This window comes from Variovorax humicola (genome assembly GCF_037889915.1).
In the GTDB taxonomy this organism is placed as follows: Bacteria; Pseudomonadota; Gammaproteobacteria; order Burkholderiales; family Burkholderiaceae_C; genus Variovorax; species Variovorax humicola.
This window is the reverse complement of record NZ_JBBKZV010000025.1, coordinates 78,734-104,796: the sequence shown is the minus strand read 5'-3', so window position 1 is coordinate 104,796 and position 26,063 is coordinate 78,734. Positions and strand designations below refer to the sequence as shown.

Sequence of the window (26,063 nt, the reverse complement as noted above, 5' to 3'; positions counted from 1 at the left end):
CGCGTGAGACACAGCACACCGAGTCGGCGGCGTGATCGACGACACCGGTTGTCCGGCGGCTGGTGCACGAAGATCTTATCGTCGTACTTGTGGCGGTGCACGGGCTGGTGGGCGCACTCGGTCTTTGGAGCGGGGGTGTAGTTGAACTCGTCCTTGGCCTTCTGCATGATCTCGGCCGCCTTGGCAAAGGTGGCGACGCGGGCCTCCGTACTCGCCACCTTCTGGGTGCCCCCTGCGGCCGCGAGATAGTCGGTGATGCCGGTGTCGAAGCGGTAGGGCGAGCTGTTGAGGATGAGGGTGTCGGGGCCGCGCACGCCATCGAGGTAGAACAGCGAGCACAGCGCGATCATGGTGCCCTGACTGTGGGCGATGATGTTGATGGGCTCGTTGGGCAGGTCGCGTCGGATGGTCTTGACGAGATTGGCCAGGCGGCGCGCGGCGTGCACGCCCCAGTAGAAGGGGATGATCGGGGAGCGCGTCCGATTGCCGCTCTTGTTGTGCGTCAGAAATCGCACATCCGTTGGATTCGCCTTCTCAAGCCTTTGCAAGTCATCCCGCCCGAGGCGAAAGTTCAAGCCATGAGCGAACTGCTCGGCCGCGTCCCGATACCACTCACTTTCGGAATTCACGTCGTGCACGAAGATGATGGTGCCGGGCATCAGGTGCGGGATGCCCACGGTATGGGTGCGCACGGGGTTGTCGCGGTCGATGCCAGTGCACTTACCTTCGACCCACTGACCCTTGCCTTGGTCGAACGCGACGGGGTCCAGCTTGCCGAGGTCACTCATTGCTTATTCCTTGCCGTTTGCAGTGCAGTGGAAGATGTTGTCGATAGGGGCTTTGCGAAGCGGCGGTGGAAATGAAGCATCCGGCCGCCATTGCCAGTCCTTCATCTCGGGAACGGGCTTTGTGAGGTCCAGGGACAACACGGTCCCGGTTGGTCGGATGGCATAGGCCAGAGACCCAGTGACAGTCACTGGCGCAGTAGGAGACAAGGCATCGGCTCTCTTCCAAGTTCGGCCTGCATCCGTCGAATAGGGCAAGCGGTCGCCTCGGCAGTACCCGCCACCCGACGAACAATCGGTGTTGCCCCTCGTTGCGGGGCCGATCAGATACTGATCGTTGGCCGCGTCGATGATGAAGTTGCTGCCCATCGAGACACCATCCATCTTCACCACATAGGAGCGAATGCCCTGCGCCTTGTCAACGTAGTAAATCGGACTGCCGTTCTCGCAGAAATGCCCGGCTTCAGAGGCATCTTCGAAATACCTGTTGTCATCAATGCGGTACAGCACTCGCGGCGCTGCACCCGGACGTCCACGCTGGTTAACGCTGCCTGCCGGTAGTAGCTCCGGCACACCTGGATAAGGCCCACCTCGAAGGGTGCACGCCACCAGGAGCATGCTCCCCGTGATCCCCGCGAGGACTGCGGCGGTTCTTGTGTATTTCATCTTTGCTATCTCCCTGAATCTTTTCGTTGTGTTCTGCTCGTCATGCGCGTGTTTGTCGGCATTGTTCTTACCCCCCGAAAATTGTTGTTTTCCGCCGATGCCATGACATGGCATGGACGCGCAAATTCCATGAATCGGCCACGCGCTGGCGTGCGTAGCTTCGTCTTGTCTCCAGGCGAACTGCTTCGCGCAACGCTGGGCGTTGGAAATGAAATGCCTCCGAATTCTTCTTCTCGTTTAGGCGGCCTCAGAAAGCGGGCCTCCTTACCCACTCTAGAAGCGCCCCCCATTGGCGTCCATCGGACTTGTCTTGAAATGTGGCGGAAATCGCGCTTTTCGGCTTTTCGTTTTCGTCCACTTGAGGCCCCCGGGATCCTGGCTCCTTGCGCGCCTGTCAATACCCCGCGCCCCTCACGAGCGCCTCGCGCGCGGTGTCGTCGATCAGGTGGTGATAGGTCTTCTCGATCTGCTCGACCGAGATGCCGGCCATCTTCGCGATGGTCATGGGCGTCACGCCCGCGGTGATCAGGTCCGTGATGCGCGAGTGGCGCAGCCAGTGGATCGTCAACGCACTCGGCAGTTTCGCGGCGACAGCGACCTCCTTGATCGCGTCGTTCCAGGCGTAGGCCTTCCAGTGGCCGCGGCTCTCGTTCGCGAACAGCGGTGCGCCCGGCAGCTTGTGGTGTGTCAGCTCTGCCAGAACAGCGACAGATTCGTGCGGCGTGCCGTACTTGTCCTTCGCGGGCAGCGTCACGCAGCGGCCCACGTTGGCCTTGTCGGCATGAACCCAGAGGCTGTGCTTGCAGCGTTCATAGTCAGCGACCGTCAGGGCCGCGAGGGCGCCGGGACGCACCGGCACGATCGGCATGGCCTTCACGAGCGGCAGGAGTTCGGGCGCGACCTCGGCGGCCGAGGCAAGGAGGCGCCCGCGCTGCGCACGAAGTGCGCGGAGCCTGGGGGCGAGCTACTTGGTTTGCGCCCCGGCCTCGAACCACTTGCCGATCAGCGCCCGCTCCGCATCGGTGATGCCGGTCGCATTGTTCATCGGCATGATCTTGGTCACCACGACCTGCTGGTAGACGCCCTGCGCATGCGCCGCAACCTGGTCGGGCGTGTCGAGCCGCACGTTCTTCATCTGCATGGCAGCACCGTGGCACATGTAGCAGCGTTGCTCGAGCACCTTCTGCACATCTCCGAACGACACCTTGGCCGCCGGCGCACCAAGCGCCGGCTCCGCTGCCGGTTCGGGCTTCATCCAGACGATGGTCAGGCCGAGCACCGCGATGCCGAACAGCGCGTACGGCAGCGGGTTGCCCGCATTGCCGAGCTTGAAGCGATGGCGCACCACGAAGAACTGGCGAATCGCCGCGCCGCCCAGCATGATCAGCAGCAGCACGATCCAGTTGTACTTGTGCGTGTAGGTGAAGCTGTAGTGGTTGCTCAGCATCGAGAACAGCACCGGCAGCGTGAAGTAGGTGTTGTGCACGCTGCGCTGCTTGCCGCGCTGCCCATGCACCGGATCGACCGGCTGGCCGGCGCGCAGTGCCGCGACGTTCTTGCGCTGGCCGGGGATGATCCAGAAGAACACGTTGCCGCTCATCGTCGTGGCCATCATGGCGCCGACCAGCAGGAAGGCCGCGCGGCCCGCGAACAGGTAGCAGGCCAGCCAGGTCGCGAAAACGATGAACACCGCGATCAGCACGCCGACGATGGTGTCGCCGTTCTTGCGGCGGCCGAAGATCTGGCAGATGCCGTCGTACACCATCCAGAACACGACGAAGAAGGCCAGCGCCACGCCAATGGCGGCACCGGGTTGCCAGTCCATCTTGCTCTTGTCGATGAGGTAGGTGCTCGCGTTCCACAGGTATGACATGGTGAAGAGCGAGAACCCGGTGATCCAGGTCGTGTAGCTTTCCCAGTACGACCAGTGCAGGTGGTCGGGCACCTTCTTGGGCGCCAGCAGGTACTTCTGCATGTTGTAGAAGCCGCCGCCGTGTACGGCCCACTGCTCGCCGCCCACGCCCTTGTCGAGGGACTCCTGGTCTTCGGGCTTTTCGAGGCTGTTGTCCAGCATCACAAAATAGAACGAGGCGCCGATCCATGCGACCGCGGTGATGACGTGGACCCAGCGCAGCAGCAGATTGGCCCAGTCGAGGTAGTAGCTTTCCATGTTGCTCTCAACCCTGGCGGCGCTACTTGGCGCCGCGATTGTGTTGCCTCTGTTCACCACTGCGGGGCTGTGAACAGCAAGAAAGCCGCGATCCCCTCGTTCCGCTGCGGCTTGTGAACTGGAGTGTATACAGTTTAAAGGCGCTGGCCCATACTTTTTTAACCTTGGCGTAGTTGCAACAACTGTGCCGCCACAGCCACGGCGATCACCTCCGGCTCCTTGCCGGTGATGCCGGGAACGCCGATGGGGCAGGTGACGCGCGCCAGTTCGCCTTCTGAAAAACCCCGCGCCTCGAGCCTGTGCCGGAAGGTCGCCCACTTGGTCTTGCTGCCGATCAGGCCGATGTAGGGCAGGTCATCGCGTTCGCGCAGGCGCTTCAGGCAGGCGATGACGATGTCGAGGTCCTCGGCATGGCTGAAGCTCATGATCAGCACATGCGATCCCGGTGCAAGCTGGGCGACGGCATCCTGCACCGGCTCTGAATACTCGGTTTCGATCTGCGCCGGCAGCGCGTCCGGGAAAACGCCGTCGCGGCTGTCGATCCAGCGCACCGCGTAAGGCAGGCTGGAAAGCAGGCGCGCGAGCGCCGCGCCCACGTGGCCGCCGCCGAACAACGCCACCGGCGCCAGACGGTCCACGAGTTCACGTTGCAGTGCGGCATGGTCTGCCGCCGTGATGTATTGATACGAAAGAAACACAACGCCACCGCAACACTGGCCCAGGCTCGGCCCGAGCGGGTAGCGACGCACCTCCGGAATCGGCGCTCCGCCCCGCAGCCAGTCACGCGCCTCCTGCATCGCCTGGAACTCGAGCTGCCCACCGCCAATGGTGGCGGTAAGACCGTCGGCCCAGACCGCCATCCAGGTGCCGGCCTCGCGCGGCGCCGAGCCCTGGGTGCGCGTGATACGCACCAGCACGCCGTCTTCTCGCGCGAGGCGGTCGAGCAGCACGTCCACATCGCCGCTCACGAGGCACCTCCCGGACAAAACCTCCCGTTGCCATCGGGGAACGGGAGCGCGGTATAACCCTGCGAATGAAATGTTCGCCCGATTTGCGTCGGCTTACCCAGGCCGGCGCCCTGCTCTGCACCCTCTGGCTCGCCGCCTGCGGCAGCGGTCCCACCGTCCCGGGCCAGTTGAGCAGCGCGACCCCTCCAAGGGCCGGCGTGGCCGCGGCACCTCCACGCCCGTCGAACGCCGCCAATGCCCGTGACTACCGGCGCGACGCCGCCCGCCACATCTACGACATCAATGCCAAGCGCATCTACGAAGGCAAGCTCCCGGCCCTGCTCTATGCGATCGGCACGCTGGAGGTGAACGTCGATGCCACCGGAAAGGTCGTCTCGATGCGCTGGATGCGCGCGCCGAAGCATGCGCCCGAAGTCATTGCCGAGATCGAACGCACCGTGCTCGCGGCCTCGCCGTTTCCGGTTGCCACGAAGCTCGGCAAGGTGACGTACACCGACACCTGGCTCTGGGACAAGGGTGGAAGTTTTCAACTGGACACCCTCAGCGAGGGTCAACTCTGAATCAAGAGCCCCGGTAGGTGGAGTAGCTCCACGGGCTGACCAGCAACGGCACGTGGTAGTGCTGGTCGGTATGCGCCACGCCGAAGTCGAGCGACACCTTGTCCAGGAAGTTGGGCTCGGGCAGTTTCACGCCCTTCGCCTTGAAGTACCCCGCCACGTCGAACACCAGGCGATAGGTTCCGACCTTGATGGAGTTGTTGTCATAGAGCGGGGCGTCGCTGCGGCCGTCGGAATTCAGCGTGAAACGGCGCACCAGTGTCGCCTGTTCGCCATCGGTGGTGTACAGCGCAACCGACATGCCGGCGGCGGGGCCGCCATGCATGGTGTCCAGTACGTGGGTGCTCAGGCCCATGGGAAAGCTCCTTGAGATTTTGTCGCGGAAAATTCCGGTGGACAAAAGTGTATACAGTTATTGGCTTTCGGGCTATCATGAAAATCATGGAGTCCTCAACCACCCGCTCGATCGTCGACGCATTGACCAAAGCCATTGTCGACCACCGCCTCCAGCCCGGCTCCAAGCTGGCCGAGCAGAAGCTGGCGGATCACTTCGGCGTGTCGCGCACGCTGGTCAGGCAGGCCCTGTTCCAGCTCTCGCAAAACCGCTTGATCCGGCTGGAGCCCGCGCGCGGCGCCTTCGTGGCGGCGCCCGAAGTGGATGAGGCCAAGCAGGTTTTCGCGGTGCGCCGCATGCTCGAAGCCGAGATGACGCGCGCCTTCGTGCGTACCGTCACACCGGCCAAGATCAAGGCACTCAAGGAACACGTGGCGCTCGAGAAGTCTTCGCTTTCGGGCGACGACGCTTCGGGCCGCACCGAGTTGCTGGGCGACTTTCATGTGCGCATGGCGGAACTGATGGGAAACACCGTATTGGCCCAGATCCTGGGAGAGTTGATTTCACGCTGCGCCCTGATCACCTTGATGTATCAGAGTGCCAGCGCAGCAGAGCATTCGAATGACGAGCATGCCGACATCGTGAAAGCGCTGGCGGCAAGGGACGAAGAACGCGCAGTGCGCCTGATGACTGAACACCTTGAGCACGTCGAGGCCAATCTGACCTTCGACCGCAAGGTTCCGACCAACGACATTTCCCTCGCGCTGTCCTGACGGCGCCCTACCAAACAATGAGTGATTCCTTGACGACTCCCTATCCCCGGGACATGGTCGGCTACGGCCGCAACGTGCCGCATGCCCAATGGCCCGACGGCGCGAAGATCGCAGTCCAGTTCGTGCTCAACTACGAAGAAGGCGGCGAGAACAACGTGCTGCATGGCGACGCGGCGTCGGAGACCTTCCTCTCCGAAATCGTCGGCGCGCAGGCCTATGAAAGCCGCCACATGACGATGGAGTCGATGTACGAGTACGGCTCGCGCGCCGGCGTCTGGCGCATCCTGCGCGAGTTCGAATCGCGCGGCCTGCCGATGACCATCTTCGGCGTCGGCATGGCCCTGCAGCGCTACCCGGAGGTGCTCGACGCGTTCCTCAAGAACGACTACGAGATCGCCAATCACGGCCTGCGCTGGATCCACTACCAGAACCTGCCGGAAGCCACCGAAAAGCGCCACATGGAGCTGGCCACGCAAGTCATCCGCGACATGACCAAGGGCCAATGGCCGCTCGGCTGGTACACCGGCCGCGACAGCCCCAACACGCGCCGCCTGCTGGCCGACCATGGCGGCTATGAATACGACAGCGACTACTACGGCGACGACCTGCCCTTCTGGACGCCAGTCACCAGGACCGACGGCAGCGTGGTGCCGCAGCTGATCGTGCCCTACTCGCTCGACTGCAACGACATGCGCTTCGTGCAGGCCCAGGGCTTCAACACCGGCGAGCACTTCTTCAACTACCTGCGCGACAGCTTCGACGCGCTGTATGCCGAAGGCGAAGAGGCACCGAAGATGATGAGCATCGGCATGCACTGCCGCCTGCTCGGCAAGCCCGGCCGCATCGGCGCGCTCCAGCGCTTCCTCGACCACGTGCAGAAGCACGACAGGGTCTGGGTCTGCCGCCGCATCGACATCGCTCAGCACTGGAAGAAAGTGCACCCGTTCAAGACCTGAGAGGAAGACTCACATGGCACTGACCATCGAACAACTGAACAGCGCTTCGGCGCCCGAAGCCGTCGCCATGCTCGACGGCATCTACGAGCATTCGCCCTGGGTGGCCGAACGCGCACTGGCCGAGCGGCCGTTCCGATCGCTCGCGCACCTGAAGTTGGCGATGGTGAAGGTACTGGAGCGTGCGAGCGATGACGAGAAGCTCGGCCTGATCCGCATCCACCCCGAACTCGCGGGCAAGGCGATGGAAGCCAAGACGCTCACGGCCGAGTCGACCAACGAACAGGGCAAGGCCGGCCTGACCAACTGCACGCCCGAGGAACTCGAGCACATTCGCAGCCTCAACAAGGCCTACGGCGAGAAGTTCGGCTTTCCGTTCGTGCTCGCAGTGCGCGGCCCGCGCGGTGCCGGGCTCGGCAAGAAGGCGATCATCGAGACCTTCGAGCGCCGGCTGCATCACCATCCCTCGTTCGAACTGGGCGAGGCGCTGCGCAACATCCATCGCATTGCCGAGATTCGCCTGAACGACAAGTTCGGCAATGACATCACGCTCGGCAACGATGTGTGGGACTGGCAGGAGCAGCTCGCCGTCTACACCGACCCGGGCTATGCGGAACTGGGCCAGCTCACCGTCACCTACCTGACGGACGCGCACCGTGCCTGTGCAGCGCAAATCTCGAACTGGATGACCGAGTGCGGCTTCGACTCCGTGCACATCGACGCCGTCGGCAACGTGGTCGGCCGCTACGAAGGCGCCACACCGGGCGCCAAGACGCTGATGACCGGCTCGCACTACGACACGGTGCGCAACGGCGGCAAGTACGACGGCCGGCTCGGCATCTTCGTGCCGATGGCCTGCGTGCGCGAGCTGCATCGCCAGGGCCGCCGCCTGCCCTTCGCATTCGAAGTGGTCGGCTTCGCGGAAGAGGAAGGCCAGCGCTACAAGGCCACCTTCCTGGGCTCCGGCGCGCTCATCGGCCACTTCAACCCCGAATGGCTCGAGCAGAAGGATGCCGACGGCATCACCATGCGCGAGGCGATGAAGCATGCCGGCCTGAACGAAGAAGACATTCCGAAGATCCAGCGCGATCCGGCGCGGTACCTCGGCTTCGTCGAAGTGCACATCGAACAAGGTCCTGTGCTGACCGAGCATGACCTGCCGCTCGGCATCGTCACCTCGATCAATGGCAGCGTGCGCTATGTGGGTGAGGTGATCGGGATGGCCAGCCATGCGGGCACGACACCGATGGACCGCCGGCGCGATGCCGCTGCGGCCATGGCCGAGCTGATCCTGTTTGCCGAGCAACGCGCCGCGAAGGATGGCGACTCGGTCGCCACCGTCGGCATGCTGCAGGTCCCGAACGGGTCGATCAACGTCGTCCCGGGCAACTGCAAGTTCAGCCTGGACATCCGCGCGCCGAACAATTCCCAGCGCGACAGCGTGGCCAACGACATCCTGGCCGCGCTGAAGGACATCTGCGAACGGCGCAGCGTGCGCTACACGCTCGAGGAAACGATGCGCGCAGCCGCCGCGCCGAGCGCGCCCGAATGGCAGCAGCGCTGGGAAAAAGCCGTCGACTCGCTTGGCCTGCCGCTGTTCCGCATGCCCAGCGGCGCCGGCCACGATGCGATGAAGCTGCATGAAGTGATGCCGCAGGCGATGCTGTTCGTGCGCGGCATCAATTCGGGCATCAGCCACAACCCGCTCGAATCGAGCACATCGGACGACATGCAGTTGGCCGTCGAAGCCTTGCAGCACCTCCTCAACAACCTGACGGCCTGAAGAAGAAACAATGACCGACTACGCCAAACTCGACGCCTGGATCGACGCCCACTTCGACGAAGAAGTGAAGTACCTGCAGCAACTGGTGCAGGTTCCCACCGACACGCCACCCGGCAACAACGCGCCGCATGCCGAGCGCACGGCCGAACTGCTCAAGGACTTCGGCTTCGATGCCGAGAAGCATGCCGTGCCCGCGCAGGAAGTGAAGGACTACGGCCTCGAATCGATCACCAACCTGATCGTGCGCCGCCAGTACGGAACGCCGGGCACGGGCCGCACCGTCGCGCTCAATGCCCACGGCGACGTGGTGCCGCCGGGCGATGGCTGGACGCACGACCCCTACGGCGGCGAGATCGCCGACGGCGCGCTGTATGGCCGCGCCGCCGCGGTCAGCAAGAGCGACTTCGCCAGCTTTACCTTCGCGCTGCGCGCACTCGAAGCGGTCGCCCGGCCGACCAAGGGCAGCGTCGAACTGCACTTCACCTACGACGAGGAATTCGGTGGCCTGCTCGGTCCGGGCTGGCTGCTGCAGAAAGGCCTGACCAAGCCCGACCTGATGATCGCCGCAGGCTTCAGCTACGAGGTCGTCACCGCCCACAACGGCTGCCTGCAGATGGAAGTGACGGTGCACGGCAAGATGGCGCATGCGGCCATCCCGACCACCGGCGTCGACGCGCTGCAAGGCGCGACAAAGATCCTCACCGCGCTGTATGCGCAGAACACGCTCTACCAGCAGGTCACGTCGAAGGTCCCAGGCATCACCCACCCCTACCTCAACGTCGGTCGCATCGAGGGCGGCACCAATACCAACGTGGTGCCCGGCAAGGTCGTGCTGAAGCTCGACCGCCGCATGATCCCCGAAGAGAACCCGGTCGAGGTCGAAGCAAGCATCCGCAAGGTGATCGCCGATGCGGCCGCGGAAATGGCGGGGATCACGGTCGAGATCAAGCGCCTGTTGCTGGCCAATTCGATGCAGCCGTCGCCCGGCAACAAGCCGCTGGTCGAAGCGATCCAGAAGCACGGCGAGACCCTCTTCGGCGAACCGCTCAAGGCGGTCGGCACGCCGCTGTACACCGACGTGCGCCTCTACGGCGAGGCCGGCGTTCCAGGCGTGATCTACGGCGCCGGCCCGCGCACGGTGCTCGAGTCGCATGCCAAGCGCAGCGACGAACGCGTGCAACTCGAAGACCTGCGCCGCGCCACGAAGGTGATCGCGCGCACGCTGGCCGATCTGCTGGCCTGACGGCGCCGCGAAATCACCAGTTGAACTTCACCCCCGCCCGTGCCGACCAGGCCCGGTACGACCCGCCGGCCTGCCAGCCGACATCGCCCCAGCCGGCCCAGCCTTGCGAAATCCTGAAGTCGGCGCCGGCCTTCAGTTCGTAGCGGCTGCTCGGGAAGATGTCCTTGGTCGCGGGCTGGTTGCTCAGTACGATTTCGTCGGTGAGGTGGTCGTATAGCCAGTTCACGGCGGCATAGGGCTTGATGCGCACGCTGCCCTCGTCGATCCAGCCGGGGTACATCCGTACGCCCACGCGCGACATCCAGCCGCCGCGCTTGGCGCCCGAGACTTCGCTGCCGTCGGACTGCGTCACGTTGTACGCATGGTTGTGCGTGTAGATGAATTGACCCTGCGGCACGACGACCCAGGCGCTGGTTTCCGACAGGCGCATCGCATAGCCGGTTTCCGCCGATGCCATGCCGTTGTGCGATTGGTAAGAGACATGCGCGAGCAGGGGCCGGTCGACCTCGTTGGTGAATCGGCCGTACTGCGTCCAGGTGTCGGCGTACCAGCCAAGCCTTGTCTGTTCGTTCTGGTACCAGGTGGCGTTGAAGCCGAAGCCGCCGCCCGATGTCCTGCCGTTGGCCGTCAGCGGGCTGCCGCGCATGGTTGCATCGGTCCGCCCCGCTCCAAAACTGACCATGGCGCCCACCGAAAGCCGACCCGTTCCCAGCGGCCATTGCCAGATGTCGCCTCCGGCCTGTAGCAGTTCTGCCTTGCTGTCGATGCCGGGAATGTCGTTGCCCTTCAGGCGGAAACCTTCACCGCCGGCGCGCACCCACAGGCCGCGCCGCGTTGCCGAAGGATCGGCGCCCGGGTCCGTGCTGAACAGCGAATAGTCGCCCACGCGATCATCGAGGCCATGCACGAAAAGCAGGTCCGACACCCGGCGGTTGCCCATGTATGCGCCCGTCTCGAGCCGGCCGCCGCTGCCACAAAAAACGCTGCCGACCGGCGAAGGTGGCACGCATTGGGCAAAGGCACCGTTTGCGCCAGCACAGAGCAAAGCTGCGACCAACAAGGCGGTACGTTGCATGGGTTCAGGCCTCCAAGCCGGACGACGTTACCGGTTTTTACAGGATTTTCCTAGCGATTTGTTGAACGCCGCCTGAACGGCCGTCACGCCTTTGCGGCGGTACCGAGCAACAGTTCGCGCAAGGCAGCGGCTGCCGGGGACAGCGAATTGCCCGGGGCGCGCAGCAGCGTCATGGTGCGTGCAAACATCGGGCGGCCGATCGAGCGCACCACCAGCCCGTTCCATTCGGCCAGCGGCCGCAGCGCCATGGTCACGACGGCAATGCCAAGGGCCTCGCGCGCAAGGCCCATCATGGTCCACGGCAGCGCAATCTCGAAGGCGTAGTCGAGCGTGATGCCGCGGCTGGCCAGTTTTTCCTCCAGCAGCCGGCGCACAGGATTGCCGGGGAGGTAGCCGATCAGCGGCTCGCGCGCCAGTTGCGCCCATTCGAGCGTACGGCGCCCAGCCAGCGGATGCTCCGGCGACAGCGCGGCAATAAACTCGTCGGCCCACATCGGGGTGGAGACGAGGTCCGTCCGCACGTCGGTCTGCGTTGCGATGCCCAGGTCGGCGGCACCGCTTCGCACCAGCGCATGCACCTCATGCTCGGGTACGTCGTGCAGCACTACGCGCACGCCGGGATGCAGCGTGGCAAAGGCCCGGATCGCCGGCGGCAGCAGCAAGGCGCACTGCGCGTTCGGCGCGGCCACCGCCACGCGGCCGCGCGAGAACCGGGCAAAGTCGCGCGCATCGGCAAAGAGATGGTCCCAGTCCGCGACCAGGCGACGCGCCGCGGGCAGCAACGCGGCGCCGGCCTCGGTCACGCGGCAGGCGCGCGTGTGGCGGTCGAACAGGCGCGTGCCCAATTGCTTTTCAAGCTTGACCAGCGAGGCGCTCAACGATGACTGCGACATGCCGAGGCGCTCGGCGGCGCGCGTGAAATGCCCGCTTTCCCCGAGCGTGACGAAGACCCGCAACTCGGCCAATGACGCTTTCATCGTGAATCCAGATTGATTTATACGATTGTGCGTCTTTTTCGATTTCTGAAGCCGGCATATTCTTTGCGAGTCAACCCGCGCAGGTTCCCCCGATGTCAGCCGCCCAGGAGTCGTTCATGAGTTCATCCGAGTCGCCGTCCGTCCACCCCGTCGATCAACGCATGCCGGCCGGCAAGCTCGCGGCATTGGGCCTCCAGCATGTGCTGGTGATGTATGCGGGGGCCGTCGCCGTGCCGCTGATCGTCGGCCGCGCGCTCAAGCTGACCCCGGACGAGGTCGCGATGCTGATTTCGGCCGACCTGTTCTGCTGCGGCATTGCGACGCTGATCCAGTCGCTCGGGGCCACCCAGTGGTTCGGCGTCAAGCTGCCGGTGATGATGGGCGTGACCTTCGCGTCCGTCGCGCCGATGGTGGCGATGGCCAATGCCAATCCGGGCGCGGCCGGCGCGCAGCTGCTGTTCGGCTCGATCATCGGCGCCGGCGTCATCTCGATACTGATCGCGCCGGCAGTCAGCCGCATGCTGCGCTTCTTTCCGCCGGTGGTGACCGGCACCATCATCGCGGTGATCGGCATCAGCCTGATGCGCGTGGGCATCAACTGGATCTTCGGCAACCCCTTCGGCCCGACAGCGCCCAACGTCGTCGACCCGGCGCACCTCAAGTGGCTGGCGGACGTGACCTCGCCCGGCTCGGCCACGCCGGCGGTGCCCAAGGGTTTCGCGATCCTGCCGACCGTGCCCAATCCCAAGTACGCGGACCTGTCGGGCGTCGGCATTGCTGCGCTGGTGCTGGTGTCGATCCTGCTGATCGTCAAGTTCGCCAAGGGGTTCATCGCCAACATCTCGGTGCTGCTGGGCATCGTCATCGGCGCCGTCGTCGCCACGGTCATGGGCATCATGACCTACGAGAAGGTGGGCAAGGCGGCATGGGTCGACGTGGTGCTTCCCTTTCACTTCGGCTTGCCGCAGTTCGACGCGCTGCTGATCCTGACGATGACGCTGGTGATGATCGTGGTGATGATCGAGTCCACCGGCATGTTCCTGGCACTCGGCGAAATGACCGGCCGCAAGATCACGCAGCAGGACCTGGCGCGCGGCCTGCGCACGGATGGCCTGGGCACGCTCATCGGCGGCATCTTCAACACTTTCCCCTACACCAGCTTCTCGCAGAACGTGGGCCTGGTGGCGGTCACCGGCGTCAAGAGCCGCTTCGTCTGCGTGGCCGGCGGCGTGATCCTGATCGTGCTGGGCCTGTTGCCCAAGATGGCGGCGCTGGTGGAGTCGCTGCCCACCGTGGTGCTCGGAGGTGCCGGCCTGGTGATGTTCGGCATGGTGGCCGCCACCGGCATCCGCATCCTGTCGAACGTGGACTTCAAGACCAACCGCTACAACGCGATGATCGTGGCCGTGTCGATCGGCGTGGGCATGATTCCGCTGATCGCGCCCAACTTCAAGCAGTGGATGCCGCACGGCATTCACTCGCTGATCGAGTCGGGCATCCTGCTGACATCAATCTGCGCGGTGGTGCTGAATCTGTTCCTGAATGGCGCGAAACACGACGAGGCTGCAACGATCGCGGCGGCCAAGCAGGCCGAAGCGCATTGAGTCCTGCGCCGTGTGCGGCGCCTTCAACTAGAACCCGGCGGCCGCGAGGCGCCGGGTTTGCGCCATAGGGGCACTGTCGCGGGTGCGGCGATCTACACGTGATGATGCGTGGCGCCAAGAGGAATCCGGCTCGCCTCCGGCTTCTGCGGTGTTTCCCGCACGGGATCGCAACGGTCAGATCATCGCGAGCGGCGTCTTGCGCCGCGGCGGCGGATAAAGGCGGTCGATTTCGACGATCTCTTCAGGCGTGAGGACCAGCGCCGCCGCCGCGAGGTTTTCACGCAAGTGACGCTCGCGCACTGCCTTTGGAATGGCGACGACGCCGGACTCGGCCAGCAGCCGCCCCAGCGCGAGTTGCGCCACCGTGACGCCCCGCCGCGCGGCCAGCGCCTCCAGCCTTGCATCCGATGCCAGCGCGCCCCGGTCGATCGGGCTGTAGGCCATCAGCGGCTGTCCGTGGTCGCGCAGCCAGGGCAGCAAGCCGAACTCCGGGCCGCGCTCGCCCAGCGAGTAATAGACCTGGTTGGCGGCGCAGCCCTTGCCCTCGCCGAGTGCGTTCAACTCGGCCATGTCGTCGATGTCGAAATTGCTCACGCCCCATTGGCCGATGTCGCCCTGCGCCACCAGCGCCTGTAGGGCGGCACAGGTTTCGCGCAGCGGGTGCGGGCCCTGCCAATGCAGCAGGTACAGGTCGATGCGGTCGAGCCCCAGTCTCGCCAGGCTGCGCGCACACGCTTGCGCAGTGCCCTTGCGGCTGGCGTTCTGGGGCAGGACCTTGCTGACGATGAACAACTCGTCGCGCTGCACCTCGCCGGCGCGGATGGCCTGCGCGATGGCCTCGCCGACGACCTCCTCGGAACCGCCGTCGCCGTACATCTCGGCGGTGTCGATCAACCGGTAGCCCATGCCGATGGCCGATCGCACGGCCGCAACCTCGGCGGTGCGACGGTTGGCAGCTTCGCCAAGGCGCCATGTGCCCAGGCCGAGGACAGGCATGGCGGCGCCGGCAGGCGTGGAGACGGTTCGCGTCATGGTCTCGTCCCTCATGGTTGCATCCTGGTTGGATCAGGCCAGCGGCGAGCTGGATGGCGTCTCAGCCGGAAGTGGCCGCTCAGGTGTAGCGCTTTTCGAGCGCATCCCACTCGGGCTTGCCGACCAGCCGCTGGCGTTCGTCGAACGGCGTCACCAGAGCCGGGTCTTCATCGATACGCTTCGTCTCGCGCAGCACGGTCAACGCCTTCTGCATGCCGGCCACCGCGCCTTGCAGTGCAGCGTTGGCGTACAGCACGATGCCGTAGCCCAGCCCGGCCAGTTCTTCGGCACCGAAGATGGGAGTGCGGCCACCGATCACCATGTTCATCAACTGGGGCTTGGCGAGGCGCCGCGGCAATGCGCGGATCTCCTCGGGCGTGGTCACGGCTTCGACGAACAGGATGTCTGCGCCGGCCTCGGCGAACTTCTGCGCGCGCTCGATGGCCGCGTCGAAGCCCTGTGTGGCGCAGGCATCGGTGCGGGCCATGATGAGGAAGTCCGGGTCGTGCCGGGCGTCCACCGCCGCCTTGATCTTGCCGACCGCCTCTTCGGTTGAAATGACTTCCTTGCCCGAAAAATGGCCGCAGCGCTTGGGGGCAACCTGATCTTCGAGCTGGATGCAGTCGGCGCCCGCGCGTTCCAGCACGCGGACCGTGTGGCGCACGTTCAGCGCATTGCCGAAGCCGGTGTCCGCATCGACGATGAGGGGCACGCTCACGGCATCGCGAATGCGCGCCGTGTGGTCGGCGATCTCGTGCAGGCCCATGAAGCCCTGGTCCGGCATGCCGAACCACATGTTGGTGACGCCGGCGCCGGTGACGTAGATGGCTTCGTAGCCGAGGTCTGCGATGACCTTGGCCGACAGCGCGTTGAACGCGCCGGGCACGATCACGCCGCGGCGAGCCTCCGCCAGGGCCTTGAGTTGCTTGCGAGTGGACATTCAGGAATTCCTGTGAGATTCAAAAACTGTCGCCGGGCACGCGCACATGCCCTTCCATCAGCACGCGGGCGCTGCGGCTCATCAGGGCCTTGGTGACCGTCCACCGGCCGTCGACCAGCGCGGCCTCCGCGCCCACGCGCAGTGTCCCCGAGGGATGGCCGAAACGCACGGCCTTGCGTTCGCCGCCGCCGGCCGCCAGGTTCACCAGCGTGCCGGGAATCGCGGCGGCGGTGCCGATGGCCACGGCCGCCGTGCCCATCATGGCGTGGTGCAGCTTGCCCATGGAAAGGGCGCGCACCAACAGGTCGACGTCGCCGGCCTCGACCGCCTTGCCGCTCGACGCGGCGTAGCCAGCGGGCTTGGCGACGAAGGCAACCTTGGGCGTGTGCTGGCGCCTGGCAGCTTCGTCGACGTGCTGGATCAGCCCCATGCGGACCGCGCCGTGCGCACGGATGGTCTCGAACATCGCCAGCGCCCTGGCGTCCCCGTTGATCGCGTCCTGCAGTTCGGTGCCGCCGTAGCCGATGGATTCGGCATTGACGAAGATGGTCGGGATACCGGCGTTGATCAGCGTGGCCTTGAGCGTGCCGATGCCGGGCACCTCCAGGTCATCGACCACCTGGCCGGTGGGGAACATGGCGCCGCCGCCTTCACCGTCGCCCTCGTCGGCCGGGTCGATGAATTCGAGCTGCACTTCAGCGGCCGGAAAGGTCACGCCGTCCAGTTCGAAATCACCCGTCTCCTGCACCGCACCATCGGTGATCGGCACGTGCGCCACGATGGTCTTGCCGATGTTGGCCTGCCAGATGCGCACCGTCGCAATGCCGTTGCGCGGCACGCGGCTCGCGTCGACGATGCCGTTGCTGATTGCAAACGGTCCGACGGCCGCCGAGAGGTTGCCGCAGTTGCCGCTCCAGTCGACGAAGGGGGCGTCGATGGCTACCTGGCCGAAGAGGTAGTCGACGTCGTGCCCGGGCCGTGCGCTCTTCGACAGGATGACCGTCTTGCTGGTGCTCGAAGTGGCCGCGCCCATGCCATCGATCTGCTTGCCGTAGGGGTCGGGGCTGCCGATCACGCGCCTCAGCAGCGCGTCGCGTGCGGGCCCCGCTTCCTGCGCCGCCGCGGGCAGGTCCTGCAGGCGGAAGAACACGCCCTTGCTGGTTCCGCCACGCATGTAGGTGGCAGCAATCCTGATCTGTGGAAGTTGTGGCATCAGGCAGCTTGTGTAGATGATGCAAGGAAGTCTTGCGCAAAACGTTGCAGCACGCCACCGGCCTCGTAGATCGACACCTCCTCGGCCGTGTCCAGGCGGCAGGTCATGGGCACTTCGACGCGTTCGCCGTTCTTGCGATGGATGACCAGCGTCAGGTCGGCACGTGGCCGGCGTTCGCCCACCACGTCGTAGGTCTCGGTACCGTCGATGTCCAGCGTCCTCCGGTCCACGCCCGGCTTGAACTCCAGCGGCAGCACCCCCATGCCGATCAGGTTGGTGCGGTGGATGCGCTCGAAGCCCTCGGCCGCGATCGCCTCCACACCCGCCAGGCGCACGCCTTTGGCGGCCCAGTCGCGCGAACTGCCCTGGCCGTAGTCGGCGCCGGCGACGATGATCAGCGGCTGCTTTCGCTGCATGTAGGTCTCGATGCCTTCCCACATGCGCACGACCTGGCCCTCGGGCTCGACGCGGGTGAGCGATCCCTTCCTGACCTTGCCGTCGACGACGGCCATCTCGTTGACGAGCTGCGGGTTGGCAAAGGTCGCGCGCTGCGCAGTCAGGTGGTCGCCACGGTGCGTGGCATAGGAGTTGAAGTCCTCTTCCGGCAGGCCCATCTTGTGCAGGTACTCGCCGGCCGCGCTGTCCATCAGGATGGCATTGGACGGCGACAGGTGGTCGGTCGTGATGTTGTCGGGCAGCACGGCCAGCGGTCGCAGGCCCCTGAGCGTTCGTTCGCCGGCCAGGGCGCCTTCCCAGTACGGAGGGCGGCGGATGTAGGTGCTTTGCGGACGCCAGTCGTAGAGCGGGCTGATCTTCTCGTCGCTCGCCACGCCGATCTTGAACATCGGGTCGTACACGCGGCGGAAGTGCTCGGGCTTGACGCTCTCGGCAATGATCGCGTCGATCTCCGCATCGCCGGGCCAGATGTCCTTCAAGGTCACCGCCTGGCCGTCGGCGTCGATGCCCAGCACGTCCTTCTCGATGTCGAAGCGCACGGTACCGGCGATCGCATAGGCCACGACCAGCGGCGGCGAGGCCAGGAAGGCCTGCTTCGCATAGGGATGGATGCGACCGTCGAAGTTGCGGTTGCCCGACAGCACGGCCGTGGCGTACAGGTCGCGGTCGATGACTTCCTGCTGGATGACCGGGTCCAACGCGCCGCTCATGCCGTTGCACGTGGTGCAGGCGAACGCGACGATGCCGAAGCCCAGCTTTTCCAGTTCGGACAGCAGCCCGGCTTCTTCCAGGTAAAGCTGCACCGCCTTGGAGCCGGGCGCCAGCGAGGTTTTGACCCAGGGCTTGCGCACGAGCCCGCGCGCGTTGGCGTTGCGCGCCAGCAGGCCGGCCGCGATGACGTTGCGCGGATTGCTGGTGTTGGTGCAACTGGTGATGGCCGCGATGATGACGGCGCCATCCGGCATCTGGCCGGGCACTTCCTCCCACTTGGCGGCGATGCCGCGCAAGGCCAGATCCGAAGTCGGCAAACGCTTGTGCGGGTTCGATGGCCCGGCCATGCTGCGCACGACGCAGGACAGGTCGAAGTGCAGCACGCGCTCGTATTCGGCGGTGGCCAGCGCGTCGGACCACAGGCCGGCCTCCTTGGCGTAGATCTCGACCAGGCGCACCTGTTCGTCTTCGCGCCCGGTCAACCGCAGGTAGTCGATGGTCTTCCGGTCGATGGAGAACATCGCCGCGGTGGCGCCGAATTCCGGCGTCATGTTGGAGATGGTCGCGCGGTCGCCCAGCGTCAGGGCCGAGGCGCCCTCGCCGAAGAACTCCAGGTAGGCGCCCACCACCTTCTCCTTGCGCAGGAACTCGGTCAGCGCAAGCACGATGTCGGTGGCGGTGATATTGGGCTGCGGGTTCCCGGTGAGCTCCACGCCGACGATGTCGGGCAGGCGCATCCAGGATGCACGGCCGAGCATCACGCTCTCGGCCTCGAGCCCGCCCACCCCGATGGCGATCACACCCAGGGCATCGACGTGCGGCGTGTGGCTGTCGGTGCCCACCAGGGTGTCGGGATAGGCGACGCCGTCTCGCGCATGCACCACCGGCGACATCCGTTCCAGGTTGATCTGATGCATGATCCCGTTGCCCGGCGGGATCACCTCGACATTCTTGAAGGCCTTCCTGGTCCACTCGATGAAATGGAAGCGGTCCTCGTTGCGGCGGTCTTCGATGGCGCGGTTCTTGGCGAAAGCGTCCGGGTCGAAGCCGGCGAATTCGACCGCCAGCGAATGGTCAACGATCAACTGCGTCTGCACCACGGGATTCACTTTGGCGGGGTCGCCGCCCATGTCGGCAATGGCGTCGCGCAGGCCGGCCAGGTCCACCAGGGCGGTCTGGCCCAGGATGTCGTGGCACACCACGCGCGCCGGGAACCACGGGAAGTCGCGCTCGCGCTTTCGCTCGATCAGTTGCCTCAGCGATTCGTCGAGGATGGCCGGGTCGCAACGGCGCACCAGGTTTTCGGCATGCACGCGCGAGGTGTAGGGCAGCCGGGCCCAGGCACCGGGCTGGAGCGCGTCGACGGCTTCGCGTGCGTCGTAGTAGTCCAGTGCGGTGCCGGGCAGATTCTTGCGGTATCGGGTGTTCATGGGGCGGGCGGCACCCTGCGGCGCCGCTGATGTCGCGTGTTGGTTAGATGCGGTCCTGGATCGACACGAACTTCAGGTCTTCCGGGCCGGTGTAGTTGGCGCTCGGCCGGATGATCTTGTTGTCGACGCGCTGTTCGATGATGTGCGCAGCCCAGCCAGAGGTGCGCGAGATCACGAAGAGCGGCGTGAACATGGCGGTGGGCACGCCCATCATGTGATAGCTGACCGCGCTGAACCAGTCGAGGTTGGGGAACATCTTCTTGACCTCCCACATCACGGATTCGAGCCGCTCGGCGATGTCGAACATCTTGCTGGAGCCGGCTTCCTTCGACAGCGACCTGGCCACGCCCTTGATGACCACGTTGCGCGGGTCGCTCTCCGTGTAGACCGGGTGGCCAAAGCCGATCACGACCTCCTTGGCCTCGACGCGGCGGCGGATGTCGGCCTCGGCCTCGCCGGGGTTGTCATAGCGCTTCTGGATCTCGAACGCGACCTCGTTGGCGCCGCCATGCTTGGGGCCCCGCAACGCGCCGATCGCGCCGGAGATGGCCGAGTACATGTCGCTGCCGGTGCCGGCGATCACACGCGCCGCGAAGGTCGAGGCATTGAACTCGTGCTCCGCGTACAGGTTGAGCGAGGTATGCATCGCGCGCTCCCATTCGGCCGAGGGTTTGCGTCCATGCAGCAGATGCAGGAAGTGCGCGCCGATCGAGTCGTCGTCGGTCTCCACCTCGATGCGCTTGCCCTGGGTGGACCAGTGGTACCAATACAGCAGCATGGAGCCCAGCGAGGCCATCAGCCGGTCGGCGATGTCGCGCGCGCCTGGTGTGTTGTGGTCATCCTTCTCGGGCAGCGTGCAGCCCAGCGCCGACACGGCGGTACGCATCACGTCCATCGGGTGAGCCCCGGCGGGAATCTGTTCGAGCGCCTGCTTGACGCTCGCAGGCACGCCGCGCATGGCCTTCAGCTTCGCCTTGTAGGCAGCCAGTTCGGCCCGCGTGGGCAGCTTGCCGTGCACCAGCAGATGCGCAATCTCCTCGAACTCGCAGACTTCGGCAATGTCGAGGATGTCGTAGCCGCGGTAGTGCAGGTCGTTGCCGGTGCGGCCGACGGTGCACAAGGCCGTGTTGCCGGCGGTCACGCCCGACAGGGCAACGGATTTCTTGGGTTTGAAACCTAGGGTTGCGGCTTCGGTCGCGGGGGTCATGCTGTCTCCTTGCTTATATATGAGCGTTCAATGGCAATGGGGCGTCCTGCGGCATCCACTGCCACCATCTCGAAGACACCCTTGAGGACTTCTTCCCGCGGCGCGCCGAGCGTCTCCGCCAGGCCTGTCACGCAGACCGTCATCGAGGTGCGGCCCACGCGGCTGACCCAGGCGCGCAGCGTCAGCACGTCGCCGACCGGGATGGGTGAAAGGAATTCCACGCCGGTCACCCCGGCCATCACCACGTCGCGCTGAGCCACGCTGCGGCCCGCCAGAAAGGCGGCCTTCGCCATGAACTGCAGTCCGTGCCCGGCAAACAAGGTGCCGTAGTGATTGGCCTGGTCCGGGAAGACGATGTCCTGGAGTTCGACGGGGCCGTTGGGTGTTGTCATGCTTCGCAATTTACGCACAATCGAGGTTTTGCAGAAGTACTGAAAGTGCGAACATTTGCGAACGATAACCCGTGAGTTTGCGAATTTTGCGAAACGTCCAGTCCCCCGGAGAACACGATGAAGAAGACTTTCATGGGCGTGCGTCTGCGCAAGCTGCGCGCGGAGCGAGGTATGACGCAGGTCGCACTGGCCCAGGCGCTCGGCCTCTCGCCGAGCTATCTGAACCAGTTGGAGCAAAACCAGCGGCCGCTCACTGTTCCGGTGCTCCTGAAGATCAGCCGGGCGCTCGGCGTGGACGTGCAGCAATTCTCCGAAGACGAAGAGGCCCGCCTCGTCGCCGACATGCGGGACGCACTCGCGGACAACCCTGGCGGCGAAGCGGTGGCATTGCCGGAACTGCAGGAGATCGCCTCGCAGATGCCTGCCGTGGGCCGCGCCTTGCTGGCGCTGCACCGGCGCCACCAGGAAGCGATGGAACGCCTCGAAGTCATGGCCACGGAACTCGGTGATGGCCGCGGCGAACTGACCCGCGCACGACCGATGCCCTTCGAGCTGGTGCGCGACTTCTTCTTCGCGAACCGGAACCACATCGAGCCGCTGGATATGGCCGCCGAGGCGCTTGCATCCGAGGCACGCGCGTACGGCGGCACGCTCGGCGAATGGCTGCTGCAACGCTTGATGAAGCAGCGCGGCGTGCGCGTGGTGCCCACGGATGACGGCGCAGTAGACAGCCAGCGCCGCTACGACCCCGCGAACCGCGTGCTGCGACTGTCGTCCGGGATGGCGCCTGGGCAGCAGGCCTTCCAACTGGCGACGCAACTCGCCCTGCTGGAGCAGAGCGCCTTGATCGAATCGCTCGTCGAAGGCGCCGGCTTCGGGGATGCTGCCGCGCATGGGCTCGCGCGAATCGGCCTGGCCAACTACTTCGCCGGCGCATTGCTGCTGCCGTACGGCGTGTTTCTTGCGGCGGCCGAAAGCCTGCGCTACGACATCGACCTGCTGGCCGGCCGCTTCGGTGTCGGCTTCGAAACGATCTGCCACCGCCTCAGCACCCTGCAGCGCCCGGACTCGCCGGGCGTGCCGTTCTTCTTCGTCCGCGTCGACCGCGCCGGCAACATTTCCAAGCGCCAATCGGCGACGCATTTCCACTTCTCCAAGATCGGCGGCACCTGCCCGCTATGGAACGTCTACGAAGCCTTCGCGCAACCGGGCCGCATCCTGCCCCAACTCGCGCGCATGCCCGACGGCCGCACCTACCTGTGGATCGCGCGCACGGTGTCGCACGGGCAGCGCGGCTTCGGATTGCCGGGCAAGACCTTCTCGGTCGGGCTGGGGTGCGACATCCGCTTTGCGCCGCGGCTCGTCTATGCCAAGGGCCTCGATCTCAAGGATCCGGACGTGCCGACGCCCATCGGCATGGGCTGCAAGGTGTGCGAGCGCGTCGCTTGCCCGCAGCGGGCGTTTCCGTTCGTCGGGCGGCCCCTCGACGTAGACGAGAACGAAAGCCGATTCGCGCCCTATGCCGTGGCCGGCGATTCGGGGCGCAACGACAAGGCAGGCCGCTCGTAAGCGTTGACCTGCTGCGGCAGATACGGGCTTGCCGAATGGCGAATTGGCGGGTGGCCTGGTCTGTGCTTCACGCATGTTGCCGCCGCTTCCCGGCATCGAGGTAGTCGGCGCCCAGCCCCTATGTCCAGCACCCGCAACCCTCGGGAATACCCTCTGCCTTCACATCGAAATCTTGCCTACATTTCTTGCATGCAAGTTTGATCGATGTTGCATGCAAACTTGCACCTTGAACAGGAGCCTTTCATGCCCCGTTTCGCGAAATCCCTCTTCGGCCAGGTTGTGATTGCCCTGGTCATCGGCGTGCTCATCGGGCTGTTCTGGCCCGCCTTCGGCACCAAGCTGCAGCCGTTGGGTGACGGCTTCATCAAGCTGATCAAGATGATCATCCCCGTGCTCGTGTTCTGCGTGGTGGTGCACGGCATCGCCGGCGCGGGCGACCTGAAGCGCGTCGGCCGGGTCGGCGTGAAGGCGCTGATCTATTTCGAAGTGCTGACCACCGTCGCGCTCGCGCTGGGCCTGGTGCTGGCCTTCGTCTTCAAGCCCGGCGTGGGCATGAATGTCGACCCCAAGCTGCTCGATGCCTCGGCCATGAGCGCCTATGCGTCGAACGCCGACAAGCTCACCAGCGGCGGCACCGTCGAGTTCCTGATGAAGCTGATCCCGACCACGGTGGTCAATGCCTTCGCCACCGGCGACGTGCTGCAGGTGCTGCTGTTCGCAGTGCTGTTCGGCTGCGCGCTGACGCTGCTGGGCGACCGCGGAAAGCCCGTCGCGCAGGTGGTGGACGCGCTCTCGCTGGTGCTGTTCAAGATCATGGGCATCCTCATCAAGCTGGCGCCGCTCGGCGTGCTCGGCGCGATCGCCTTCACGGTCGGCAAGTACGGCATCGGCTCGCTGAAGCAACTGGGAATGCTGGTGGCGCTGTTCTACGGCGCGGTGCTGGTCTTCGTGTTCGGCGTGCTGGGACTGGTGATGCGCATGTCGGGCTTCAGCCTCGTCAAGCTGCTGCGCTACCTGCGCGAAGAGCTGACCATCGTGTTCGCCACCACCTCCTCCGACAGCGTGCTGCCGCAGATCATGGCCAAGCTGCGCCGCATGGGCATCCGCGATTCGACCGTGGGCCTGGTGATCCCGACCGGCTATTCGTTCAACCTCGACGCGTTCTCTATCTACATCACGCTGGCCGCCGTGTTCATTGCGCAAGCCACCAACACGCCGATCTCGATGTCCGACCTGCTGACCATCCTCGCGATTGCACTGGTCACCTCGAAGGGCGCGCATGGCGTGCCGGGCTCGGCGATCGTGGTGCTGGCGGCCACGCTGCATGCCATTCCGGCGATTCCCGCGATCGGCCTGGTGCTGGTGCTGTCCGTGGACTGGTTCATGGGCATTGCCCGGGCGCTCGGCAACCTGATCGGCAATTGCGTCGCGACCGTCGCCATTGCGGCATGGGAAGGCGACATCGACCGCGAGCGTGCGCATGCGGTGCTCGACGGCAGCTATTCTCCGGACGATGAGCCGCTGGCTGAACCCGGCGCCCTTCCTGTACTCAACCCGAGCCATTGACTTTCATGACCATCGTTTCGCCCACCGTGATTGCCGAGCAGGTGGTCGAATCCATCCTCGCCCAGAAGCTCGCGCCCGGCGAGCGACTCGGCGAACAGGCGCTGGCCACCCACTTCGGCGTGAGCCGAACGATGGTGCGCGAGGCGCTGATGCAGTTGCAGGCGCGCGGTTTCGTCGAGGTGCAATCGAAGCGCGGCTGGTTCGTGGTGGAGCCGTCGGCCGAAGAGGCGCGCGACGCCTTTTCGGCACGCCGCATCGTGGAATCGGGCATCCTGGGCGACGCGGGCAGGCCGCTGCAAAAGGTGATTCGCCGATTGCGCGAGCACATCGCCGAAGAACAACGCGCGATCGATGGTGCCGATGCCGCCACGCGCGCCTTCCTGCTGGCCGATTTCCACGTTTGCCTGGCCGAGCAGATGGGCCACCGGCTGCTGAGCGACATGCTGCGCGACCTCACCGCCCGCACCACGCTGGCCGCCACGCTGTATCAATCGACGCATGAAGCCGCTCAGTCCTGCATGGAGCACGCGGAGATCGTCGCCGCGCTCGAAGCCGGCGACAACGCGCTGGCCCGGGAACTGATGCTCAAGCACATCGGCAACGTCGAGGAAGCGCTCGAGGTCGATTCCGCTGCTGTCGAACCGGACGCCTCCGCCCGCCTGCGCGCGACGCTTGCACCCGTCGCACGGCCGCACGCCCTGCGCCCGCGCTGATCCGAACCTTGCGCACCGAATGAGCGCAAGCCTTTGATCCTGCTGCGTTTTCCGAGCAAGGCGGCACGGGTTTACTGGGGACAAGCGGGGTTGGCTGCGAGCAGCTCGAGGGCCTTGTCCTGCAGCGGCGTGGCCGTGTGGTGATGACGATCTTGACGCCTGGGTTGAGGCTCGTGCCGGTCATGTTGCAGGCGAACGTTGCCAAGTCCTGAAGCAGCGTGCGCAGGCTGTGCAACGGCAATCCGTCGTTGGCGTACTTCGATGCGTCCTTGTCCCTGGCGTGTTCGGAGCGCACCGCCTTGGCCACCGGAGAAGCGCGGCCGAACTGCGCCGGGTGGCGGAACTCGTCGTCAAACAGCATGGGCTTCAGACGCTCGCGCAACGAGTCGGCCTTGCGCCAAAGCGCGAACGACGTCTCGGTGACGCGGTCACCCACCCAGGTGATTCGCTCGATACCAAAGCGCTGCTTGAGATTGGTCACTTGCCCGGCGACCGGGGCCGGGTCGCCCGTGTTACCGGCGAACACCTCCACCGCGATCGGGAAGCCCTCGGGCGTGCCGATCCGCCCGAAGACGATCTGTGGATCGTCGCGCTTGCCATCATGACGCGAATAGCCGCGCGGCCAACTCGCAACAGCGTCCGGTCAGCCAAGTCGACGTGAGGTCGTACTGCACCAGCGTGCTGCCCGCCAGGTGCGCTCGCGCCAGGCGTCGCTCGATGCGCGGCTGCGCCTCGTGCAGCCAATCCAGCGCGCGATTCAGGTCATCGGCGCTGCAATGTCACGGATGGGTGAAATTCAAGAACAAATTGCACTATTCACATTGCTGAAAAAACAGGCAAAAAAAAGCTGGAGCCCGAGCCATGCTCGGGTTCCAGCTACCTCAATGCTTCAGTTCGGGCTGATTCGCGGTGGGATCCGGCGGCGCCGACAGCGCGACGCTCCGGA

General features: G+C 65.3%; 23 protein-coding genes and 1 pseudogene. 9 read left to right on the top strand and 15 right to left on the bottom strand.

Annotated features, from left to right (window positions below; translation table 11 throughout):
• The 5 genes from WKW80_RS27790 to xdhC all read right to left on the bottom strand — a co-directional run.
• Nucleotides 1-788 (bottom strand): T6SS effector phospholipase Tle3 domain-containing protein (locus WKW80_RS27790; RefSeq protein WP_422822975.1); only part of this gene is annotated, 788 nt, incomplete at its 3' end.
• A gap of 3 nt (nt 789-791) precedes the next feature.
• Nucleotides 792-1,295: a T6SS immunity protein Tli3 family protein gene (locus tag WKW80_RS27785; protein WP_340366818.1), complete on the bottom strand. Its 504-nt coding sequence runs from the start codon at nt 1,293-1,295 to the stop codon at nt 792-794.
• 550 nt (nt 1,296-1,845) lie between these two features.
• The gene (locus WKW80_RS27780) at nt 1,846-2,319 is read right to left on the bottom strand and encodes a tyrosine-type recombinase/integrase (RefSeq protein ID WP_340366823.1); all 474 of its coding nucleotides are present in this window, start codon (nt 2,317-2,319) and stop codon (nt 1,846-1,848) included.
• Nucleotides 2,320-2,415: 96 nt separating this feature from the next.
• The gene (locus WKW80_RS27775) at nt 2,416-3,621 is read right to left on the bottom strand and encodes a urate hydroxylase PuuD (protein WP_340366817.1); all 1,206 of its coding nucleotides are present in this window, start codon (nt 3,619-3,621) and stop codon (nt 2,416-2,418) included.
• Nucleotides 3,622-3,779: 158 nt separating this feature from the next.
• Complete coding sequence (gene xdhC / locus WKW80_RS27770) at nt 3,780-4,589, bottom strand: xanthine dehydrogenase accessory protein XdhC (RefSeq protein WP_340366816.1); 810 nt, start codon at nt 4,587-4,589, stop codon at nt 3,780-3,782.
• Between the two features lie 65 nt (nt 4,590-4,654).
• On the opposite strand from xdhC, the gene WKW80_RS27765 reads away from it, so the two are divergent.
• Nucleotides 4,655-5,149, top strand: a complete 495-nt coding sequence (locus tag WKW80_RS27765; RefSeq protein ID WP_340366815.1) for a hypothetical protein — start codon at nt 4,655-4,657, stop codon at nt 5,147-5,149.
• A gap of 1 nt (nt 5,150) precedes the next feature.
• On the opposite strand, the gene uraH is transcribed toward WKW80_RS27765, so the two are convergent.
• Nucleotides 5,151-5,501 (bottom strand): hydroxyisourate hydrolase, encoded by a 351-nt coding sequence (gene uraH / locus WKW80_RS27760; RefSeq protein WP_340366814.1) that lies wholly within the window; start codon nt 5,499-5,501, stop codon nt 5,151-5,153.
• A gap of 77 nt (nt 5,502-5,578) precedes the next feature.
• Here uraH and WKW80_RS27755 point away from each other — a divergent pair, with 77 nt between their 5' ends.
• The 4 genes from WKW80_RS27755 to WKW80_RS27740 are packed head-to-tail and all read left to right on the top strand — an operon-like array spanning nt 5,579 to nt 10,232.
• Nucleotides 5,579-6,253, top strand: coding sequence for a GntR family transcriptional regulator (locus tag WKW80_RS27755; protein WP_340366822.1), 675 nt, complete (start codon nt 5,579-5,581; stop codon nt 6,251-6,253).
• 17 nt (nt 6,254-6,270) lie between these two features.
• The gene (gene puuE, locus WKW80_RS27750) at nt 6,271-7,209 is read left to right on the top strand and encodes an allantoinase PuuE (protein WP_340366813.1); all 939 of its coding nucleotides are present in this window, start codon (nt 6,271-6,273) and stop codon (nt 7,207-7,209) included.
• A gap of 13 nt (nt 7,210-7,222) precedes the next feature.
• Nucleotides 7,223-8,989 (top strand): 2-oxo-4-hydroxy-4-carboxy-5-ureidoimidazoline decarboxylase, encoded by a 1,767-nt coding sequence (gene uraD / locus WKW80_RS27745; protein ID WP_340366812.1) that lies wholly within the window; start codon nt 7,223-7,225, stop codon nt 8,987-8,989.
• A 10-nt stretch (nt 8,990-8,999) separates the two neighbouring features.
• A complete protein-coding gene (locus WKW80_RS27740) occupies nt 9,000-10,232 on the top strand; it encodes a M20 family metallopeptidase (RefSeq protein WP_340366811.1) in 1,233 nt (410 codons plus the stop codon).
• A gap of 13 nt (nt 10,233-10,245) precedes the next feature.
• Here the strand turns inward: WKW80_RS27740 and WKW80_RS27735 are convergent, their stop codons facing one another.
• Together WKW80_RS27735 and WKW80_RS27730 are read right to left on the bottom strand one after the other, a co-directional pair.
• Nucleotides 10,246-11,307: an autotransporter outer membrane beta-barrel domain-containing protein gene (locus tag WKW80_RS27735; RefSeq protein WP_340366810.1), complete on the bottom strand. Its 1,062-nt coding sequence runs from the start codon at nt 11,305-11,307 to the stop codon at nt 10,246-10,248.
• A gap of 83 nt (nt 11,308-11,390) precedes the next feature.
• Entirely contained in the window at nt 11,391-12,284 is an 894-nt protein-coding gene (locus WKW80_RS27730; RefSeq protein WP_340366809.1) for a LysR family transcriptional regulator, read from the bottom strand.
• 116 nt (nt 12,285-12,400) lie between these two features.
• Here WKW80_RS27730 and WKW80_RS27725 point away from each other — a divergent pair, with 116 nt between their 5' ends.
• Complete coding sequence (locus WKW80_RS27725) at nt 12,401-13,888, top strand: nucleobase:cation symporter-2 family protein (protein ID WP_340366808.1); 1,488 nt, start codon at nt 12,401-12,403, stop codon at nt 13,886-13,888.
• A gap of 174 nt (nt 13,889-14,062) precedes the next feature.
• Here WKW80_RS27725 and WKW80_RS27720 read toward each other — a convergent pair whose 3' ends face one another.
• From WKW80_RS27720 to WKW80_RS27695, 6 genes are all read right to left on the bottom strand, one after another.
• A complete protein-coding gene (locus WKW80_RS27720; protein WP_340366807.1) occupies nt 14,063-14,920 on the bottom strand; it encodes an aldo/keto reductase in 858 nt (285 codons plus the stop codon).
• Between the two features lie 79 nt (nt 14,921-14,999).
• Nucleotides 15,000-15,860, bottom strand: coding sequence for an isocitrate lyase/PEP mutase family protein (locus WKW80_RS27715; protein ID WP_340366806.1), 861 nt, complete (start codon nt 15,858-15,860; stop codon nt 15,000-15,002).
• A gap of 19 nt (nt 15,861-15,879) precedes the next feature.
• Nucleotides 15,880-17,073 (bottom strand): 2-methylaconitate cis-trans isomerase PrpF, encoded by a 1,194-nt coding sequence (gene prpF / locus WKW80_RS27710; RefSeq protein WP_340366805.1) that lies wholly within the window; start codon nt 17,071-17,073, stop codon nt 15,880-15,882.
• Complete coding sequence (acnD, locus tag WKW80_RS27705) at nt 17,073-19,670, bottom strand: Fe/S-dependent 2-methylisocitrate dehydratase AcnD (RefSeq protein ID WP_340366804.1); 2,598 nt, start codon at nt 19,668-19,670, stop codon at nt 17,073-17,075. The genes prpF and acnD overlap by 1 nt, the downstream gene beginning before the upstream one ends.
• 43 nt (nt 19,671-19,713) lie before the next feature.
• A complete protein-coding gene (gene prpC, locus WKW80_RS27700; protein WP_340366803.1) occupies nt 19,714-20,877 on the bottom strand; it encodes a bifunctional 2-methylcitrate synthase/citrate synthase in 1,164 nt (387 codons plus the stop codon).
• Nucleotides 20,874-21,269 carry an acyl-CoA thioesterase gene (locus WKW80_RS27695; protein ID WP_340366802.1) on the bottom strand — a complete coding sequence of 132 codons (396 nt, stop codon included), beginning with the start codon at nt 21,267-21,269 and terminating at the stop codon, nt 20,874-20,876. Before WKW80_RS27695 ends, prpC begins: the two co-directional genes overlap by 4 nt.
• A 117-nt stretch (nt 21,270-21,386) precedes the next feature.
• Between WKW80_RS27695 and WKW80_RS27690 the strand changes: the two genes are divergently transcribed.
• From WKW80_RS27690 to WKW80_RS27680, 3 genes are all read left to right on the top strand, one after another.
• Nucleotides 21,387-22,838 (top strand): short-chain fatty acyl-CoA regulator family protein, encoded by a 1,452-nt coding sequence (locus WKW80_RS27690; protein WP_340366801.1) that lies wholly within the window; start codon nt 21,387-21,389, stop codon nt 22,836-22,838.
• Nucleotides 22,839-23,081: 243 nt separating this feature from the next.
• Entirely contained in the window at nt 23,082-24,404 is a 1,323-nt protein-coding gene (locus WKW80_RS27685; protein WP_340366800.1) for a C4-dicarboxylate transporter DctA, read from the top strand.
• Between the two features lie 5 nt (nt 24,405-24,409).
• The gene (locus tag WKW80_RS27680) at nt 24,410-25,117 is read left to right on the top strand and encodes a GntR family transcriptional regulator (RefSeq protein ID WP_340366799.1); all 708 of its coding nucleotides are present in this window, start codon (nt 24,410-24,412) and stop codon (nt 25,115-25,117) included.
• A gap of 71 nt (nt 25,118-25,188) precedes the next feature.
• Here WKW80_RS27680 and WKW80_RS37445 read toward each other — a convergent pair.
• A pseudogene (locus WKW80_RS37445) lies at nt 25,189-25,893 on the bottom strand (hypothetical protein); the annotation flags it as partial.
• Between the last annotated feature and the right edge of the window lie 170 nt (nt 25,894-26,063).

What these genes read in the sequence shown, in the direction of transcription:
- prpF (WP_340366805.1), bottom strand. Translation starts at nt 17,073, where the DNA reads ATGCCACAACTTCCACAGATCAGGATTGCTGCCACCTACATGCGTGGC.
- WKW80_RS27730 (WP_340366809.1), bottom strand. Translation starts at nt 12,284, where the DNA reads ATGAAAGCGTCATTGGCCGAGTTGCGGGTCTTCGTCACGCTCGGGGAA.
- WKW80_RS27680 (WP_340366799.1), top strand. Translation starts at nt 24,410, where the DNA reads ATGACCATCGTTTCGCCCACCGTGATTGCCGAGCAGGTGGTCGAATCC.
- WKW80_RS27690 (WP_340366801.1), top strand. Translation starts at nt 21,387, where the DNA reads ATGAAGAAGACTTTCATGGGCGTGCGTCTGCGCAAGCTGCGCGCGGAG.
- WKW80_RS27775 (WP_340366817.1), bottom strand. Translation starts at nt 3,621, where the DNA reads ATGGAAAGCTACTACCTCGACTGGGCCAATCTGCTGCTGCGCTGGGTC.
- uraH (WP_340366814.1), bottom strand. Translation starts at nt 5,501, where the DNA reads ATGGGCCTGAGCACCCACGTACTGGACACCATGCATGGCGGCCCCGCC.
- WKW80_RS27765 (WP_340366815.1), top strand. Translation starts at nt 4,655, where the DNA reads ATGAAATGTTCGCCCGATTTGCGTCGGCTTACCCAGGCCGGCGCCCTG.
- puuE (WP_340366813.1), top strand. Translation starts at nt 6,271, where the DNA reads ATGAGTGATTCCTTGACGACTCCCTATCCCCGGGACATGGTCGGCTAC.
- acnD (WP_340366804.1), bottom strand. Translation starts at nt 19,670, where the DNA reads ATGAACACCCGATACCGCAAGAATCTGCCCGGCACCGCACTGGACTAC.
- WKW80_RS27740 (WP_340366811.1), top strand. Translation starts at nt 9,000, where the DNA reads ATGACCGACTACGCCAAACTCGACGCCTGGATCGACGCCCACTTCGAC.
- WKW80_RS27735 (WP_340366810.1), bottom strand. Translation starts at nt 11,307, where the DNA reads ATGCAACGTACCGCCTTGTTGGTCGCAGCTTTGCTCTGTGCTGGCGCA.
- WKW80_RS27695 (WP_340366802.1), bottom strand. Translation starts at nt 21,269, where the DNA reads ATGACAACACCCAACGGCCCCGTCGAACTCCAGGACATCGTCTTCCCG.
- WKW80_RS27755 (WP_340366822.1), top strand. Translation starts at nt 5,579, where the DNA reads ATGAAAATCATGGAGTCCTCAACCACCCGCTCGATCGTCGACGCATTG.
- WKW80_RS27715 (WP_340366806.1), bottom strand. Translation starts at nt 15,860, where the DNA reads ATGTCCACTCGCAAGCAACTCAAGGCCCTGGCGGAGGCTCGCCGCGGC.
- prpC (WP_340366803.1), bottom strand. Translation starts at nt 20,877, where the DNA reads ATGACCCCCGCGACCGAAGCCGCAACCCTAGGTTTCAAACCCAAGAAA.
- WKW80_RS27780 (WP_340366823.1), bottom strand. Translation starts at nt 2,319, where the DNA reads ATGCCGATCGTGCCGGTGCGTCCCGGCGCCCTCGCGGCCCTGACGGTC.
- uraD (WP_340366812.1), top strand. Translation starts at nt 7,223, where the DNA reads ATGGCACTGACCATCGAACAACTGAACAGCGCTTCGGCGCCCGAAGCC.
- WKW80_RS27720 (WP_340366807.1), bottom strand. Translation starts at nt 14,920, where the DNA reads ATGACGCGAACCGTCTCCACGCCTGCCGGCGCCGCCATGCCTGTCCTC.
- WKW80_RS27685 (WP_340366800.1), top strand. Translation starts at nt 23,082, where the DNA reads ATGCCCCGTTTCGCGAAATCCCTCTTCGGCCAGGTTGTGATTGCCCTG.
- WKW80_RS27725 (WP_340366808.1), top strand. Translation starts at nt 12,401, where the DNA reads ATGAGTTCATCCGAGTCGCCGTCCGTCCACCCCGTCGATCAACGCATG.